Source organism: Asticcacaulis sp. MM231 (genome assembly GCF_964186625.1).
Taxonomy (GTDB): Bacteria; Pseudomonadota; Alphaproteobacteria; order Caulobacterales; family Caulobacteraceae; genus Asticcacaulis.
In genome coordinates this window covers 2657287-2674277 of the sequence record NZ_OZ075108.1, presented here as the reverse complement: position 1 = coordinate 2674277, position 16991 = coordinate 2657287, and the positions used below count along the sequence as shown (strand labels likewise).

At 58.7% G+C, this 16991-nt stretch carries 13 protein-coding genes; 9 read left to right on the top strand and 4 right to left on the bottom strand.

Annotated elements, in window-relative coordinates; all coding sequences use genetic code 11:
- Together virB11 and ABQ278_RS13110 are read left to right on the top strand one after the other, a co-directional pair.
- A complete protein-coding gene (virB11, locus tag ABQ278_RS13115; protein ID WP_349319989.1) occupies positions 1–984 on the top strand; it encodes a P-type DNA transfer ATPase VirB11 in 984 nt (327 codons plus the stop codon).
- 121 nt (positions 985–1105) lie between these two features.
- On the top strand, positions 1106–2032 hold the full coding sequence (locus ABQ278_RS13110) for an intradiol ring-cleavage dioxygenase (RefSeq protein ID WP_349319988.1): 927 nt from the start codon (positions 1106–1108) through the stop codon (positions 2030–2032).
- 2 nt (positions 2033–2034) lie between these two features.
- Here the strand turns inward: ABQ278_RS13110 and ABQ278_RS13105 are convergent, their stop codons facing one another.
- The 3 genes from ABQ278_RS13105 to ABQ278_RS13095 all read right to left on the bottom strand — a co-directional run bounded on the left by ABQ278_RS13105 (position 2035) and on the right by ABQ278_RS13095 (position 5624).
- Positions 2035–3642, bottom strand: a complete 1608-nt coding sequence (locus tag ABQ278_RS13105) for a phospholipid carrier-dependent glycosyltransferase (protein ID WP_349319987.1) — start codon at positions 3640–3642, stop codon at positions 2035–2037.
- 291 nt (positions 3643–3933) lie between these two features.
- A complete protein-coding gene (locus tag ABQ278_RS13100; RefSeq protein ID WP_349322167.1) occupies positions 3934–4695 on the bottom strand; it encodes an ABC transporter permease in 762 nt (253 codons plus the stop codon).
- Positions 4696–4697: 2 nt separating this feature from the next.
- Positions 4698–5624: an ABC transporter ATP-binding protein gene (locus ABQ278_RS13095; protein WP_018082225.1), complete on the bottom strand. Its 927-nt coding sequence runs from the start codon at positions 5622–5624 to the stop codon at positions 4698–4700.
- Between the two features lie 73 nt (positions 5625–5697).
- Here ABQ278_RS13095 and ABQ278_RS13090 point away from each other — a divergent pair, with 73 nt between their 5' ends.
- Positions 5698–7446 (top strand): amidohydrolase, encoded by a 1749-nt coding sequence (locus tag ABQ278_RS13090; protein WP_349319986.1) that lies wholly within the window; start codon positions 5698–5700, stop codon positions 7444–7446.
- A 90-nt stretch (positions 7447–7536) separates the two neighbouring features.
- Here the strand turns inward: ABQ278_RS13090 and ABQ278_RS13085 are convergent, their stop codons facing one another.
- Positions 7537–10281, bottom strand: coding sequence for a TonB-dependent receptor domain-containing protein (locus ABQ278_RS13085; RefSeq protein ID WP_349319985.1), 2745 nt, complete (start codon positions 10279–10281; stop codon positions 7537–7539).
- 368 nt (positions 10282–10649) lie between these two features.
- On the opposite strand from ABQ278_RS13085, the gene ABQ278_RS13080 reads away from it, so the two are divergent.
- From ABQ278_RS13080 to ABQ278_RS13055, 6 genes are all read left to right on the top strand, one after another.
- Entirely contained in the window at positions 10650–12452 is a 1803-nt protein-coding gene (locus tag ABQ278_RS13080) for an isoaspartyl peptidase/L-asparaginase (protein WP_349319984.1), read from the top strand.
- Positions 12453–12905 carry an Lrp/AsnC family transcriptional regulator gene (locus tag ABQ278_RS13075; protein WP_018082229.1) on the top strand — a complete coding sequence of 151 codons (453 nt, stop codon included), beginning with the start codon at positions 12453–12455 and terminating at the stop codon, positions 12903–12905. It abuts the gene before it with no gap.
- Positions 12906–13046: 141 nt separating this feature from the next.
- Complete coding sequence (locus ABQ278_RS13070) at positions 13047–13679, top strand: PepSY-associated TM helix domain-containing protein (protein WP_349319970.1); 633 nt, start codon at positions 13047–13049, stop codon at positions 13677–13679.
- The gene (locus ABQ278_RS13065) at positions 13679–14695 is read left to right on the top strand and encodes an FAD:protein FMN transferase (RefSeq protein WP_349319983.1); all 1017 of its coding nucleotides are present in this window, start codon (positions 13679–13681) and stop codon (positions 14693–14695) included. The genes ABQ278_RS13070 and ABQ278_RS13065 overlap by 1 nt, the downstream gene beginning before the upstream one ends.
- The gene (locus ABQ278_RS13060) at positions 14692–16002 is read left to right on the top strand and encodes an NADPH cytochrome P450 oxidoreductase family protein (RefSeq protein WP_349319969.1); all 1311 of its coding nucleotides are present in this window, start codon (positions 14692–14694) and stop codon (positions 16000–16002) included. Before ABQ278_RS13065 ends, ABQ278_RS13060 begins: the two co-directional genes overlap by 4 nt.
- A gap of 111 nt (positions 16003–16113) precedes the next feature.
- Positions 16114–16470, top strand: coding sequence for a hypothetical protein (locus ABQ278_RS13055; RefSeq protein ID WP_349319968.1), 357 nt, complete (start codon positions 16114–16116; stop codon positions 16468–16470).
- The last annotated feature ends 521 nt before the right edge of the window (positions 16471–16991 follow it).

Here is a 16991-nt window from a genome sequence, read left to right as displayed (position 1 = left end):
ATGGTCGCTCCAGACAATAGCGTTGTGGCTCTGGATGGGGTGTACTTACGCACCTATCTGCGTCCGTTCCTGCCGTTTCTGGAACGCGATGAGATCACCGAAATCCTCGTCAACCAGCCGGGCGAGATATGGATCGAGGTCTCCGGCCAAGCGCATATGCAGCGTATCGAACTGCCGGAGGTCGATGACGTCCTGCTCAGCCGTCTGGCGGCGCAAATCGCCCGCGTGGCGCACCAGGGCATCAACCGCGAAAATCCGCTGCTGGCGGCAAGCCTGCCGAGCGGCGAGCGCGTGCAATTGGTTGGACCGCCGGCGGCGAAGCACTGGGCGCTTGCCATACGTCGTCACCGTATGGTTGACTTGTCGCTCGAAGCCTATGAACGTGGCCCTATTCCTGATATCGGCGGCCAGGTTCAGCGCGATGATCTCGCCTATGCTCGCAAGAACCCGGTCGCCTTCCTGAAAGAGGCCGTGCTGGCGCGCAAGACGATCCTGATCTCCGGTGGCACGTCATCCGGCAAGACCACCTTCCTCAACGCCATGCTCAAGACGATTCCGCCGCATGAACGCATTATCCTGGTCGAGGATACGCCGGAAATCGCCGACAATCACGCCAATGCGCTGCGTCTGGTGGCGGTGAAAGGCGACATGGGCGAGGCGCGCGTCACCATCAATGACCTGCTGCAGGCTAGTCTGCGCCTGCGCCCAGACCGTATCATCGTCGGCGAAATTCGCGGCGAGGAGGCGGTCACCTTCCTGCGCGCCATCAATACCGGCCACCCGGGTTCGTTCACCACGGTGCACGCCAATACGCCCAAGGGCGCGCTGGAACAGATCGCCCTGATGGTGATGCAATCGGGTACGCAACTGACCCGGCTGGAAACCCTGAGCTATGCCTCGTCTCTGATCGACGTGGTGGTGCAGTTGTCGCGCTTCGGCGGTGAGCGGATGATCTCTGATATCGACCTGCCGACGAAGAGTTAAGGCCTCGTCTTTCGAAATTGTGTTTGCTGGAATGCTTTCAAGGGTGACATAAACCGATCTGAACATTTGCCGTAATCCCTGCGTATCGCTGTTGTCTTAGCCATACACCGGGGAGTACATTATGTCTGATCATCAAACGAACCAACCTGCTCACAAAGATGAGGGTAGTCTCGAAGACTTCATCGTTTCCGCCATGCCGTCACGCCGCAAGGCCATATGGTTTCTTGGCGCCTCGGCGCTTTCGACCAGCGCACTGGCGGCCTGCGGGGGCGGCGGTTCCGGCGGCACCTCTGTCAGCGTCTCAAGCTCATCGTCCTCCAGCAGTTCGTCATCGTCTTCCTCGTCATCGAGCAGCAGTTCGTCGTCAACCTCCTCCGCCTCAGCTACGGGCTCCTGCACCGAACTGCCGGAAGAAACCGCCGGTCCCTATCCGGGGGACGGCTCCAACTCGGCCTCTGGTTCGATCGTCAATGTGCTGACCCAGAGCGGTATCGTGCGTAGTGATATCCGCACCAGCATCGGCAGCTATTCGGGCACGGCTTCAGGCGTTGAACTGACACTGACCATCCGTCTGGTCAATACCAGCCTTGGCTGCACACCCTTGGCGGGATATGCCATCTATCTTTGGCACTGCACGCTCGATGGCAAGTATTCGCTCTATACCGTCACCAATCAGAATTATCTGCGCGGCGTTCAGGTGACCGATTCGGACGGTTACATCACCTTCACTACCATCGTGCCAGGGTGTTATTCCGGTCGGATGCCGCACATCCATATCGAGGTTTATTCGAGTCTGGCCACCGCCACCGCCTACACCAATAAGATCCAGACGACGCAATTCGCGCTTGATCGCGCGTTCGCCACCACCTTCTACGCGGCGGCCAGCGGTTACAGTGCCAGTATAGCCAATCTAAACGCCATAACCTTCGCCAGCGACAATGTTTTTGGTGACGATACCGCCGCGCAACTGGTCGCCTCAACCATCACCCCGACAGGCAGCATCACCGCCGGCTATACCGCCACTATTGATCTCGGCGTCGCAATCTAGGCCTAGAGAGACCGGGCTGAGACAGCCGGCGTCGGTAACGGCGCCGGCTTTTTCCTGGACGGCTGGCAGACGATCAGCGTCACCGGAATATTGCGCCACTCGCACTGTTTGCGCGTGAGGTAGTGGTGATAGGTCAGAGGTGCATAGAAGAGATAACTGCCGGCGATGGCCACGCTGATCGTGCATAGAATGGTGAAGCGATGCTTCTCGATCAGCGGGATCTGCCGCGCAGCAATCTTGAAGCTAAGCGCCACCAGGAAGAAGCTCAACGAGAGCCCGATGAAATAGTGATAAATGTACATGACCCGGTGGATGCCGAGATAGATGTGGAAGGTCCAGAAGATCATGTACATGGCGAGCAGGGCTTCGAGGCGATCGTAATCCTGCGAAACCTGCGCGGCTTCCTTGTCGAAACGCCGGCGCAAAACCAGTACGCAGGCGCCGACGATACCGACAATACCTAAGCCCCAGTCCACCGGATTGCCGACCATATGGGTGTAGGCGGTGCGCTTGCCGTCGAAGTCCCAGCGGTAGCTGATCGCCTTGGCCATGAAGGGCCAAAGCGCCGGCTGCGAGCCGTTGGGTTCGGTTTTCACCTCTCCGGTGAAGTCGTACTTCATGTATTTATAATAGCCGGCGGTAGCATCCCAGACCACGGCGGGTGACAGACCGCGTTTATCGGCCAGGTAATCCTTGTAGGTCTGGCCCATGGCGCGCAGGTCGCGTTGGCCGGCCTTGGTGGTCGAATTGGGCAGGTTGGGATTGAAGACGACATGCAGGGTGAAGACGGTGACGACCACGGCCACGAAGGCCCCGGCGATGGCGGCGCCATTACCGATCTGACACAGCCAGTTTTGGCGCGAACGGTCGATCCAGACAGCTCGGATCAGGCTTAAGGCGCCAAGCGCCAGCATGACCAGCGAATTGACCTTGACCATGAACGACAGTCCGCACAGCAGACCGAACAGGCCGTACATCAGGAGCGGCCGTTTCGGTTCCTTGCCGAAGGTATGCAGCCACACCAGGATCGAGCCGAGGGTGAAGGTGAACTGGTAGGAATCGAGATGGGCGGCGCGGAAATGGACGATGTAGGCGTTCTCGAAGACGAACAGCAGCGAGAAGACAAAGGCCTCGAACGCTTCACCATTGAGCCGCAGAATTATGAGGTAAAAGAGCAAGGCACTCAAAACGGCGAACAGCGCCGAAGGCATCCGGATCGGTGTGAAGTTGTAAGCCTTGGGCACGACGCGCGAATCGATCTTCTTCAGATCGCCGAGCGCGTGGGTGTTGACGTCCGTATTGACGCCCAACATATAGCCGACCTTGACGCCGGCATCCATGAACATGAAACCAAGCGGCGGATGCGAGGCGTATTGCGCCTTGCCTTCTTCGTAGCGCTGGGTCGAGGTCAGATAATAGGATTCATCCCAGAAGGCGCGATTGGGATTGTTGATATCGCGGGCGAAGTTGAACACCGCTAGAATGACGATCAGTACGCCGAGCACCCAGCGCAGGGTCTTGTCATCGGCATTCCACAGGGCATGGGCGAAGCGGGCGATTTTCTGGCGCAAGGTGAGGGCGGCGGCAGGCACATTCGCGTCGGTCGTCATGAGGGCTCGCAAGGGTCGCATAAGGATCGGGTCTGCTCTTATGCCCTATTCGGCACGGCCTGCCTATAGATTTGACAAGGAAGACATGGCTTTGATGCGCAAAGCTGGCTGTGTTGAACAAGACGCCTTTGGCGTGCGCATTTTCAGTTCATTAAACCCTTGCGCGATATCGTAATGGTGTTGCGGCGCTTCCGCGACTAAGGACGTCAACCGCCGAGTCCACTGGCCCTGGACTCGGCGGACCACTCAGGCAGCGAGGCTTCTTCGACGCGCCTGCACGCTCCGCATGGCTCAACTTCTCAGGCGGTAACCGGTCTTGAATATCCAGGTAATGACGGCCACACAGGCCACCATGAAGAGCGCGGTCATACCAAAGCTGACCATGGCGTTGACATCCGCCTTGCCATAAAAGGCCCAGCGGAAACCATTGACCAGATAGACGATGGGGTTGAACAGGGTGACGGTCTTCCAGAATTCCGGCAGCATCTTGATCGAGTAGAACGTGCCGCCGAGGAAGGTGAGGGGCGTGATAATCAGCAGAGGCACGATCTGGAGTTTCTCGAAGCCATCGGCCCAGACGCCAAGGATAAAGCCAAACAGCGAAAACGTCAGGGCGATCATGACGAGGAAAAGCGCCGCCCAGACGGGGTGGACGATCTCATAGGGTACGAACAGCCGCGCGGTGAGCAGGATGATCGAGCCCAGGATGACCGATTTCGTCGCCGCCGCCCCGACATAGCCCAGCAGCACCTCGGCGACCGAGACCGGCGCCGATAGCAACTCGTAGATCGTGCCGGTAAAGCGCGGCAGATAGATGCCGAAAGAGCCGTTGGAGGTGCTTTCGGTCAGGATGCTGAGCAGGGTCAGGCCGGGGATGATGAAGGCGCCGTAGGAGACACCGTCGATCGTGGTCATCTGGCTGCCGATGGCCGAGCCAAAGACGATGAAATAGAGCGAGGTCGAGATGACCGGCGCGGCGATACTCTGGAACAGGGTGCGCCAGGTACGGTGTAACTCGAACATATAGATGGCGCGCACGGCGTGGAGGTTCAGGCTCATGTCTTTTTCTCCACCAGATCGACAAAGATATCTTCGAGTGACGAGCGCTTGGTATTGACCGATTTGAAGTCGACCTTGCGTTCCATCAACGCTTTCAACACATCGGCGACGCCGGCATCTTCTGAATCGCCTTCACCGGTCAGGGTGAAGGTCAGGGTTTCGCCGTCTTCCGACAGATCGAGCTTTTGCGGGATATCCGGCGGCGCATCCAGTTTTGACTTCAGGCCGATGGTAACGCGGGTCTGGCCGAGCTTCTTCATCAGGGCGTGCTTTTCCTCGACCAGAATAATCTCGCCCTTATTGATGACGCCGATGCGGTCTGCCATCTCCTCGGCTTCCTCGATATAGTGGGTGGTGAGGATGATAGTGACGCCCTGATCGCGCAGCCGGCCGACCATGGCCCACATGTCGCGGCGCAACTCGACATCGACGCCGGCGGTCGGCTCATCAAGGAACAGGATCTTCGGTTCATGCGACAAGGCCTTGGCAATCAGCACCCGACGCTTCATGCCTCCGGACAGCGTGGCGATCTTGTTGTCCTTCTTGTCCCACAAGGAGAGGTCTTTCAGGATCTTTTCGATATGGGCCGGATTGGGCGCCAGTCCGAAGAGACCGCGCGAAAAACTGACCGTGGCCCAGACGGTTTCGAACATGTCGGTAGCCAGTTCCTGCGGCACGAGGCCGATCTTGGCGCGGGCGGCGCGATAGTCTTTCGTGATGTCGTGGCCATCGGCGATGACCGTGCCGCCGGTCAGCTTTACCAGCCCGCAGACGACGCCGATCAGGGTGGTCTTGCCGGCGCCGTTAGGGCCGAGCAGAGCGAAGATTTCACCACGTTTGATATCGAGATCGATGGATTTCAGCGCCCGGTGGCCACTCTTGTACGTCTTGTCGAGCTGTTTGATCGAGATGACCGAATCCATATGATTTCCTTTGCCGGGTAGCGTGCGGCCTATATAGTCGTGCCTGCGCCAAAAAACGACAGGGGATGCGTCGATGAAAAGAGTTTTGTGTCTGGCAATGGCTTTTACGGCGTTCAGCACCGAGGCTAAGCCGCTTCCCAAGGCGGATACCGTTTTCCTGCATGGCTATGTCTATACGGTCGACGCCAGGGACAGTGTGGCGCAGGCCGTAGCGGTGCGTGAGGGTAAAATCATCTACGTTGGTGACGATGCCGGCACAAAACAACTGATCGGCAAAAAGACACAGGTGATCGATCTTAAAGGTCGCATGGTCATGCCGGGTCTGATCGACGGTCATATGCACCCGCAATCGGGCGGCCTGCGGATGCTCAACTGTAATCTCAACTACGAAGCCCTGACCATTCCGCAGTTTCAGGCGCGCATACAAACATGCGTCGATGCCGACACGGAGGACGGTCCCGATAGCTGGCTGGTGGTGATCAACTGGTTCGAGCAGAACATGCAGCCGGCGGGAACCGTGCTGACGCACGCAGCGCTCGAAGGTGTCAAGACGACGCGGCCGATCATGGTGCATTCGTCGTTTGGCCATTCCAATCTCGTCAATGCGCGCGCAATGGCCCTGGCGGGGATCACCCGCGATACACCCGACCCTAAGGATGGCCGGATCGTGCGTGACGCCGACGGCCAACCGACCGGCCTGTTGGAAGAGGCCGCTCAGGATCTGGTCGATAAGCTGGTGCCGCCGCCTTCGGTGGAAAAGAACTACAAGGCTACGCACTTGGCGCTGGAAGCTATGCGCGAGGAGGGGATCACATCGTTCCTCGACGCCTATACCGATATCGAAACCATGACGGCCTATCGCACAGTGGCCGACGAAGGCGGGCTGACGGCGCGGGCGCATTTCGCCGTGCTGATCGATTCGCCGGCTGATTATGACCCCGATAAAGCGATTGCCGAAGTCCTGCGCCAGAAGGCCGAGTTCGAGCAAAAGGACGATGGCGCGAAGCCGGTCATGAAGGTCGATACCGCCAAGCTCTTCCTCGATGGCGTCTATTCGGCGCCGGCCTTTTCGGCGGTAATGGTCGAACCCTATTTCGAGCATGGCCGGCCTGGGCAAAGTTACGGTCCGAAGCCCTATTTCAGTCAGGCACAGCTCGAAGATACCCTGATCAAGCTTGCGGCGGCGGGGCTGAATCCGCACATGCACGCCGATGGTGATGGCTCGGTGCGCCAGGGACTGGACGCCATCGCGGCCATGCGCAAGGTCCATCCGGGGGAGGATATCCGTCCGGCCATTGCTCATGACGAAATCGTCGATCCAGCCGATTACAAACGCTACGCCGAGGTCGGCGCCCTGCCGGTGCTGTCGTTCCAGTGGGGCAAGCCGTCGGTCGATATCGCAGCCTCGAAGGAGGCGCTGGGGCCTGTGCGCTATGCCCTGATCGAGCCGACCGGACTGCTGGAGCTTTATGGCGCGCGGATTGTCTACGGTTCGGACTGGCCGGTCGATCGGCTCGATGAGTGGCTGGCCCTGCAGGTAGCGGTGACACGCGAAGCGGTGGGCGAGGACGCGGTTAAATATCCCGGTCGGTTGGGTATCGATCCGGGACTGAAGATCACGCAGGCGATTCGCGCCATCACGATCAATGCGGCGTATAGTCTGCGACGGGACAAGGTGACGGGATCGCTTGAGCCGGGCAAGTTCGCCGATCTGATCGTGCTTGACCGTAACCTGCTGGAGATCAGACCGGAAGAGATTTCCGGCACACAGGTTCTGCTGACCATGGTCGGGGGCAAGGTGGTCTATAAGGCCAGAGAATGAGTGCGCTGGCGCCGGTCGAAGCCTTCTGACACCTAAGAAAAAGGCCGGCGAGGGGAACTCGCCGGCCTTTCAGGTTAAAGCAACAAAAGCTTATTGGAACTTGTAGCTAAGTTCGAGATAGGCGCTACGTCCTACGGAATCGTACCAGTTGGAGTTATAGTAGGGGTATGACGCCCAGGTGTTGTCTTTGGCCGGCTTGGTGTCGAGAAGGTTATTGATAGTCAGGGTCGCTTTCACGGAAGGCGTGATATCCCAGAGCGCTGTTGCGTTATAGAGGGTCCATGGCTTCACCCATGCATCTTCATCATAGTTAGGCAAGCGGCCAATACGGGTGCCTGACACGGTAACGGATACTGGTGCCAGCGACCAGGTCAGCGCCATGTTGGTCTTGTCACGCGGAATGTAGTAGCCGCTATCCTGCGCCAGGCGATCAACCTCGGCATCGCCGGCATACTGGACGGAGGTGTGGTTCAGGACGTGGGTATGACCGGCAGACAATTTGAACTGACCGTAGGGGGTTGGCCACAGGGCGTGCATTTCAACATCAATACCATCGGTCTTTTCATTCGAGACGTTGATAGGGTTGATATAGACGTAGGTAATATCGCCATCTTCGTTGCGGTGCACACGAGAAAGGGCGTCAAGACAGGTCGGAGAAGCGCTGTTGACGGCGTTTCCCGATTCCGTGGTGCCGACCCGGCAATCGGCCTCATCGCGCAACACCTGATCAAGACTCATGTCATTGACCTGATCCTTCATATCGACGTTGAAGTAATCAACAGAGATGTCGAAATAGCGGTTGGGCTGCCAGACTGCACCATAATTATAGGACGAAGAGGTTTCCGGCTTGAGTTTTCGGTTGCCTTCGCGATGCTTCAGAATGTCCTCATCGGAATAGGAGCAGTCCGAGTAGTCGGTGCCTGGTTCTTCGGTGCGGCACTTGTAATAGTCAGTGACCGATGGATGGAAGAGATCGAGATTGGCAAAAACATAGTGCAAATCTGGGGCGCGGAAACCGGTGCCATAAGCGGCACGGAGCAGCACCTCTTTGACGGGGCGATATTCAAGGCCAGCATTGTAGGTGAGTTTGCCGATGGTGTTGCCGTCATACTTGTACTGGTCATAGCGCGTGGCGAGGCTGCCTTGAAGCGTCGACCGTAAGGGCAGGTTGAATTCGGCACCGAGCGCCTGATGACTGCGCTCACCTGCGCCTGAGGTAGCGGCATATTGGTAGTAATAGCCAAAGTCCGTAGCTTCTGGATTAGGATTGACCGTGTAGTTCTGGTGATCGAGTTCGGCGATGACGGCAAAGCCGACCGGACCGGCAGGAAGGTCGAAGATATCCGGGTGGTTCAGCGTAAGAGAGACACCCTTCGTCGTGGCCTTCGCGCTGGTGCGCGCTTCTTCGGAAATCGAGTCGTATTGTTCCGGCGTCAGAGCCGTGAACAGTTTGGCTGGATCAGCGTTGAAGATATCGTAACCATCCGAATCCACGCCCTGAGATTCACCCAGGTAGAAGGCATTGGCCTTGGCGGCAACAATCTGTGGAATTTTGATCGTGCTGGAATATTGCGAATAATTCAAAGCGGCTTCATAGGTCCACTGTTCGCCAAACTGTCCGCGAATGCCCGGCGACACCGATATGGTCGATGAGTGGTTGGTGATCATGCCTTTTTTCAGACCACCCATTTCCTCCGGCATGAACACGCGCGACCAGTTTTCATAGCTGCCGGAATATTCATTATAGAAGTCGGAGGTACTGCCATCGGGCAGTTGATAGCGCCAGTAGGTGACATCGTTCATCAGGGCCGTGTCGCTGGTGCCAAGAGACACTTCGGCGAACAGGCTTGTCGTATCATTGAGTTGATAATTGATGTTGGTGAAGGTGTTGAGCGCTTCTCTTTGCGATAAAATAGTGCCGTATGAAACAGCCGTAGGCGAGGCGCAATAGTAATCGTCAAAACGGTCGGTCGTTTTAACGACCGTGCCGCCCGCCAGCTTCGCCAGATCAGAACAGTCCGTTCCGCCCTCGGTGGCGATGTAGGCGTCATCGTCATAGCGCTGCGCCACCTTGAACGGGAAACGGGCGCGCGCTGTCGGCGCGTCATCGCGGGAATCCTGAATGTCGCGGTCAAAAGCCCACAGAGGATCTTGCTTATCGTATTGCGCGCCAAAGGTAACGCTCAGGCGGTCTTTATTAAATCCGGTCGCCAGTGACAGGCGGTGGCTGGCACCACCACCGTGCTCGGTCATGCCGTAACGATAGTTGAGTGTGGTGTCCTCAACATTTTTCTTCATGGAGAAGTTCACGACACCCGCAATGGCGTCCGAACCATAGATGGCGGAGGCCGAACCTGACAAAACCTCAACGCGGTCGATGAGAGCGGCAGGAATATTGGAAATATCGGTAAAGTTGCTCAGTCCGTTAAACGGCATCGGGAAGTCAGCCACGCGACGTCCGTTGATCATGATCAGTGTATGGTTAGGACCGAGGCCACGCAGATCGACCTGCGCCGAACCCGGTGTCATGATGGCTCCACCGTAGGATTGCTGGCTCAGGGTTTCGCCGCTGTTTTGTGTCACCGACTTCAAGATATCCGGCACGCTGGCAAAGCCGCGGGCGCTGATATCGCTGGATGTGATCACAGTAACGGGCGCCGGACCTTCTTTTTGCGTGCGGGGAATGCGCGAACCGAGCACGGTGACAGTGGTGGGTTCGTCAGCCGCCGGTGCGGTAGCCGCATCCTGAGCTTGCGCCACGCCGTGAAGGCTGTATAGGCTGCATCCTGCCAGCAGGGTGAGCTTGCAGAAGCGGGTGAACTTCGATCTCGTCATGTCGGGAAGTCTCCTTTTACCATAGTGGCGTTCGCGGTTGCTAAATAAGGGAATTTCGCAAATATGGTTTCAAACTGTACCAATTGCGAGATAACTTGAGCAAAAGTGACATCAATGTGTCATGCATGGCAATCAAATTGTTGCCATCAGGTCAATTTGCGATCACAGTTGTGCGTATATGTTGCATTTGCGCACTAACCGCACGGAGCCCCGCATGTCCCGCCGCAATCTAGCCTCAAAACTTGCCCTGAGTTCTCGCGCTTGTCGCCTTAAGTTTCGCTCATGCGGCGCAGGCCGCACCGTGGAAAAGCGGTCCGGGCTACAAAACCTTCGTCATCGGCGACGAAAAGAAGCCGACGCCCGATCCGGTGACGGGTGGTTTTCTCTTAAGTGGCGGCGGCGATTGGGCCCTCGACGCCTTCCGCTGGTTTACGGCGCATTCGGGCCACGGTCATATCGTTGTGTTGCGCGCTTCAGGCACGACCGAGACCCAGGACGAGATGTACAAGACCGTCAAGGGCGTCACCTCGATCCGCACCTTCCTCTTTACCGACCGCAAAGCGTCCTATGACGCCAAGCTGCTGGAAGCAGTTAAGAATGCCGACGGTATCTTTCTGGCGGGTGGCGATCAGTCGAACTATGTCCGGATGTGGAAGGGCACACCGTTGAACGCGGCGCTCGACGCCCACATCGCGGCCAACAAGCCGATCGGCGGCACCTCGGCAGGGCTGGCTGTGCAGGGAAGCTGGCTCTACAGCGCCATGGATGGCGGCAGCATCACCTCACCCGAAGCCATGAACGATCCGATGGGGGCGGCCAACACCATTGAGGGCGACTTCCTGCATTCCGAGCTGATGAGTAACATCGTCACCGACAGCCATTTCGGCATCCGCGACCGGCTCGGCCGCCTGATCGCCTTTGTGATCAAGGCTGAAGCCCTGCGCGCCTCGCCGAACAAGCGCTACGCTCACCCGCTCGTCGGTCTCGGCATCGATGAAGAGGCGGCGATGACGGTGGAGACGGACGGCACGGCGAAAGTCTATTCCAATCTCGATGGCCATGCCTGGCTGGTGCAGCGCGGTGAGGTCAATGAGCTGGCCCTTGGTAAAAAGCTCAATGTGAAGAATGTCAGCGTCACCGGTATCGGCAAGGCCAGCACTTTCAACATCAGAACGCTGGAGGTCGGTCAGCCGTCCTTCACGCGCACCTATGATGTGACCGATGGCGTGCTGACGCAGCAAAAGCACTGGTCGCTGGCCATCCATGGCGGCGCCGGCGTGATTGATCGTGGCGACCTGACGCCGGCAAAGGACGCGACCTATCGCGCCGGTCTGGCCGAAGCGCTCAAGGCCGGTCAGGCGGTGCTCGACAAGGGTGGTTCGTCGCTCGATGCGGTCGAGGCGGCGCTGAAACCGCTGGAGGACAACCCTCTGTTCAATGCCGGCAAGGGCGCGGCCATAGCCGCCGACGGCAAGACCTATCTCGATGCGGCCATCATGGATGGTGGCACGATGAAGGCCGGTGCGGTGGCTTCGATCACCCGGACGAAGAACCCGATCATGGCGGCGCGCGCCGTCATGGACAAGACGCGTCATGTGTTTCTGGCCGGTGAGGGGGCTGACGCCTTCTCCCTGCAACAGGGGCTTGAGCAGGTCGATCCGAGCTATTTCCATACGCCGGAACGCGAGCAGATGCTCGTTGACTGGAAGAAGGATCATTCGGCGATGATCAACCCGACCCATATGTACGGCACGGTCGGCGCGGTGGCGCTGGACAGTGACGGCCATCTGGCGGCGGCCACCTCGACCGGCGGCCTGACCGGCAAGCAATGGGGCCGTATCGGTGACAGCCCGCTCATCGGCGCCGGCACCTATGCGCGTGACGGTGATTGTGCCGTTTCGGCCACTGGCACGGGTGAATATTTCATCCGCGATACGGCGGCACGTCAGGTTTGTGACCGTGTGCGCTGGAACCATCAGGCCATCGAACAGGCGGCGCAGGACACAATCATGTCGGTGGGCAGCCTCGGTGGCGACGGCGGTCTGATCGCCATGGGCGCCGACGGCAAGCCGGCCTTTGCTATCAACGACCTGGGGATGTATCGTGGGGCGATCTCTTCCGATTCTCCCGTTATCCGAACGGCGATCTATGGCGATGAAAAGCTCAAATAAATGACAACTCGCAAGCCTGCTCCCGAACTCGATCCGACCGACCGCAAGCTGATGGCCAGTTTGCGCGAAAACTCGCGTTTGCCGGTGTCGCAACTGGCCACCATGCTCGATATTCCGCGCACTCAGGTTTATGCACGGCTGGAACGGCTGGAGGCTGAGGGCATCATCGACGGTTATACGGTGCGTCTGGGGCAGGCCTATTCCAAATCGCGCCTACGGGCGCACGTGATGATCAAGACCCTGCCGCGGCTATGCCAGGAAGTCGAAATACGGCTGGCGGAGATTTCTGAGATCGCCGCCATTTATGCCATCAGCGGCGAGTACGACATTATCGTGCTGGTTGAAGCCGCCGACAGTATAGAGATGAACGAGCTGATCAACCGGATCGGTCTGCTCGATGGTGTGGAACGCACTACAACCTCGATCATTCTGGCGGCCAAGCTGGAGCGATAAAGCCGGCTTTTGTTGTTAAATCCCTGACCAGACCCATCTAAAGGCCACCTGTGCATGAATAAAGCACCGGAAAGCTTGTAACTGCCCATAGAGTTTGCTAGGTGAGAATGATTATCAAATACTGACGGTACGCGTTGTTCCATGCCCGGTTCTCCAACAACCTCTCCCTCCTTCTGGGGCACCTTCTGGCGTAATCAGTTGCGCCAGTGGCACTGGATCAGTTCGGCCATTTCGCTGATGGGGCTGGCGCTTTTTGCCGTCACCGGTTTCACGCTCAATCACGCCAGCCAGATCGAAGCTAAGCCGCAGATTGTTACGATAGAGAAAGACCTGACGGCCGAGGGCCTTGCCGCCATGGCGAGCGTTGCCGACAAGACACCGCTGACCTTTGCGCAAACCGCGGTAATCAAAACCGCGACCGGCGTCGATGTTGGCAAGTCCGCCCCCGATGTCGATGACGATGAAATCTATCTCGCCATGCCGCAGCCGGGCATCGACGCCACCATGACCATCGATCGTCATGACGGCCATATCGTTTATGAACGCACGGATCGCGGCGTCATTGCCGTGCTTAACGATCTGCACAAGGGCCGTCATTCCGGGGCGGTATGGTCGCTGTTCATTGACCTGATCGCCGTAGCCAGCGTCGTCTTTTCGATCACCGGCCTTGGCCTTTTGTGGCTCTATTCCAAAGGGCGCCGTATCACCTGGCCGCTGGTGGCGTTCGGTTTGCTGGCGCCCTTCATCCTCTTCCTGCTGTTTGTTCACGCCTGATGACCCCGCCGGCCTATACTCTGGATCGCCACGTGCTGATCCCCGATCTCGACGAGGCGCCGGACCTGTATCCGCAGGCGCGGCGCATGGATTTGAAGGGCAAGGCCTTCGCCACCACCTGGTCGATCGCGCTCTATGCCGATACGGCGACGGAAGGGCTTGATGTTCGCTGTCAGGCCGTGCTGGACCGCATCGATAAAGAGATGAGTCCCTATCGTATCGACTCCGACCTGACACGCTTTAATCTCGCGCCCGCTGGCACTTTTGTGAATCTGCCGGACTCCCTGCGCACTGTGGTGGGGCATGCGCTGGAGATCGCGGCCTTAAGCGCCGGCGCCTTTGATCCGGCACTGTTGTCGGCGGTCGAACTGTGGGGCTTCGGTGCCCGCGTCGTGGCCGAAGGTCTGCCAGAAGCCAGCGATGTCAGCGCGTTGCGCGGGCAAAAGCATGGCTGGTGCGATCTGGTCGTGCAGGGCGGTGGGATGGTCAAGCCTGCTGAAGTGCGGCTCGATCTGTGCGCCATCGCCAAGGGTTTCGCGGTCGATGAACTGATGCGCCTGTTGCAGGTCGAGCCCGGCGTCAGGGCCGCTTTGGTCGAAATCGGTGGTGAACTGAAGGGCTGGGGCGTGCAGCCCGACGGCCTGCCGTGGTGGGTGGAGATTGAAGCACCGGAAGCCGCGAAAGAGCCGCGCACCGTGGCGGCCTTATGTGGCTGGGCGGTGGCGACCTCTGGTGAGCGTGTGCGCTCATTTGTGCACGAGGGGCAGGTCCATTCCCACACCATCGACAGCGTGACGCAATCGCCGACCCGCTCAGATATCGTCAGCGTTACGGTATTCGATCCGCAGTGCTGGCGCGCCGACGCCCTGGCCACAGCCCTGATGGTGATGGGCGAAGAACGGGCGATCGAGTTTACCCGGCAACACGAAATTCCCTGTCTGCTGTGGGTGCGTGCCGAGACCTTGCATAACGGCCTTCGTGCTGTGCGCAGTCCGCGTCTGGAGGGCTGGCTATGATTTGGGAGACCCTAACGGACGATCCGACGCGGCTGGCATGGGCTTACGGCTCGGCGGCGGCGTTCGGACTGGTCTGTTTGTGGGCGGGGCTTAAAGGCCGAAAGCGCACGACAGCGACCAGCGACTATCTCGTGCTCTATGCGTCTCAAACCGGTCAGGCCGAAGAGATTGCGCGTAACAGCGCCAAAGCCTTGCTGGCGGGTGGGCGGGACGCTCAGGCGTTTTCGATCGCGCAGGTCACTGTGGCGCAGTTACAGGCGGCCAAAACGATTTTGTGCGTGATCTCGACCACCGGCGAAGGCGATGCGCCGGACGAAGGCCTGCGCTTTGCGCAAAGCCTGATGCAGGACAGACCTGATCTGTCTGGTCAGAGCGTGGCCGTGCTGGCGCTTGGCGACCGCAACTATGATCAGTTTTGTGCTTTTGGACGCCGGGTATTCGACTGGCTGGTGGTGTGCGGGGGAAAGGCTCAGTCCTTGATCGAGGTCGATGATCTGGACGCTGCAGCCCTGAAACGATGGGACGAACTGATCCATGCGCTCGGCGGCAAGGGAAATAGCGCCACCGAGGCCGGTGTGCCGTGGCGAATGGAGCAGCGCACCCGCCTCAATCCGCTCGGTGACAATCCTTTGTATCATCTGAGGTTCATGTCGGATCAGGTGCTGTCATGGCAGGCGGGTGATCTGATAGAGATTGTCACACCACAGGGGCATCGCCGTGATTATTCGGTGGCCAGCCTGCCGGAAGAGGGCCACCTCGATCTCTATGTCCGTGAGGTTATTAAAACGGATGGCAGTTATGGTGATGGTTCGGGTTTACTGATCCACGGGCTGCAAGCCGGCGACAGCCTGCCACTAAGGCTCAAGTCGCACCGCAACTTCCATGCGCCGGAAGGCGAGGGGCCGCTGTTGCTGATCGGCGCCGGTTCGGGACTGGCGGGCTTGCGCGCGCATATTCTGCAAGCCGCCAAAATAGGCCGGCCTGTCTGGCTGATCTATGGTGAGCGCCATCCGCTTCATGATGGTGCGCTGACGGAGGCCATGATGGTATGGCGCGAAGAGGGCACATTGCAGGGGCTCGACATCGCCTTCTCACGTCCGGATGAGGGCGAAGGCCGCTACGTTCAGGCGGTTGTGGCAGCGTCTGGTGCAGCCATCAAGGACTGGCTGGGCCATGAAGGCGGGCTTATGTGCTGCGGTGGTCTTGCCATGGGGCGCGAGGTCGAAAACGCGCTGGCCGGCATCATGGGGCAGGCCTGGGTTGATGATGCCAAGGTCTCGGGGCGCTACCGTCGCGATCTGTATTAGGCAAGGAAAAAGCCGCTCGCAGGTCTGGTGAGGCAAGATGCTTAGTCTGAAGCTACACTTTGCTGTCGGCTGTGCTAAGTAAACCTCTCAGGCACAAACCACGAGGCAGGGATGTTAAAGAGTTTTGTCACAGGGCTGTTGGTCTTATTCGCCATTCCAGCCATGGCGGCGGACCTGCCGCAGCTCAAGCTCAATCCTGACACCGGTCGTATGTATTCTGACGCCTCGCCGGAGGTGCGTCTGTTTGGCGTCAACTACCTCGGCGGCAGCTACCAGTATTTCGCTGTCTACAAAGGCAAGGGCGGAGATATCCAGCCGCTCAAACGCCCCCTGTTTCAGGATATCGGCGTCACCGATGTCAAGCGCGAGGTCATCGATCGCGATCTTGATGATCTGCAAAAGATGGGCGTCAACCTGATCCGCATCCATGTGCTGATGAGCGATATCGCCCTGCCGGAACGCTTTTAGGGACAGGAATGGGAAGGGACGGCGTTTACTTCCGACCGCAATATCATCGACCAGGAAGCGGCCTTTGTCGTCAATCTGCTGCGCCACACCAACGGCTATCTCGATGAGGGACGCGGCCGCGCCTATGGCGCCGAACCGGGTCTTGGCCTGATCGGCCTGATGAACGAGCCGCCTTACCGCACAGATCCGAAGGGCGCCTACAATCTGGGGCCTTACGATGAAGGCTATATCCGCGAAGGCCTGATCAACCGGCTGATATTTGCCGTGCGCGAAGGCGAAAAGGTGCCTGGCGGCGTGCCGCATCTGGTCGGCTGGAGCACCTGGGGTTGGGACAAGACCGAATTGGACAACGGCCAGGGGCCACGAAATCCGAATATTTTAGCCGCGATCCGCGGCAGCAAGGCGCAGTTCCTTGAGCACACAGGCTATACCAGCGAAGCCTACTGGAAAACCTATCCCTTTGCTGAAAATCCGTCCGCCGAACCGCAGTTTCGCATGTCCGGCATCGCCGGCCGGGCACG

Coding starts and splice junctions, on each gene's coding strand:
- ABQ278_RS13110 (WP_349319988.1), top strand. CDS start 1,106: ATGTCTGATCATCAAACGAACCAACCTGCTCACAAAGATGAGGGTAGT.
- virB11 (WP_349319989.1), top strand. CDS start 1: ATGGTCGCTCCAGACAATAGCGTTGTGGCTCTGGATGGGGTGTACTTA.
- ABQ278_RS13060 (WP_349319969.1), top strand. CDS start 14,692: ATGATTTGGGAGACCCTAACGGACGATCCGACGCGGCTGGCATGGGCT.
- ABQ278_RS13085 (WP_349319985.1), bottom strand. CDS start 10,281: ATGACGAGATCGAAGTTCACCCGCTTCTGCAAGCTCACCCTGCTGGCA.
- ABQ278_RS13075 (WP_018082229.1), top strand. CDS start 12,453: ATGACAACTCGCAAGCCTGCTCCCGAACTCGATCCGACCGACCGCAAG.
- ABQ278_RS13105 (WP_349319987.1), bottom strand. CDS start 3,642: ATGACGACCGACGCGAATGTGCCTGCCGCCGCCCTCACCTTGCGCCAG.
- ABQ278_RS13055 (WP_349319968.1), top strand. CDS start 16,114: ATGTTAAAGAGTTTTGTCACAGGGCTGTTGGTCTTATTCGCCATTCCA.
- ABQ278_RS13065 (WP_349319983.1), top strand. CDS start 13,679: ATGACCCCGCCGGCCTATACTCTGGATCGCCACGTGCTGATCCCCGAT.
- ABQ278_RS13090 (WP_349319986.1), top strand. CDS start 5,698: ATGAAAAGAGTTTTGTGTCTGGCAATGGCTTTTACGGCGTTCAGCACC.
- ABQ278_RS13095 (WP_018082225.1), bottom strand. CDS start 5,624: ATGGATTCGGTCATCTCGATCAAACAGCTCGACAAGACGTACAAGAGT.
- ABQ278_RS13070 (WP_349319970.1), top strand. CDS start 13,047: ATGCCCGGTTCTCCAACAACCTCTCCCTCCTTCTGGGGCACCTTCTGG.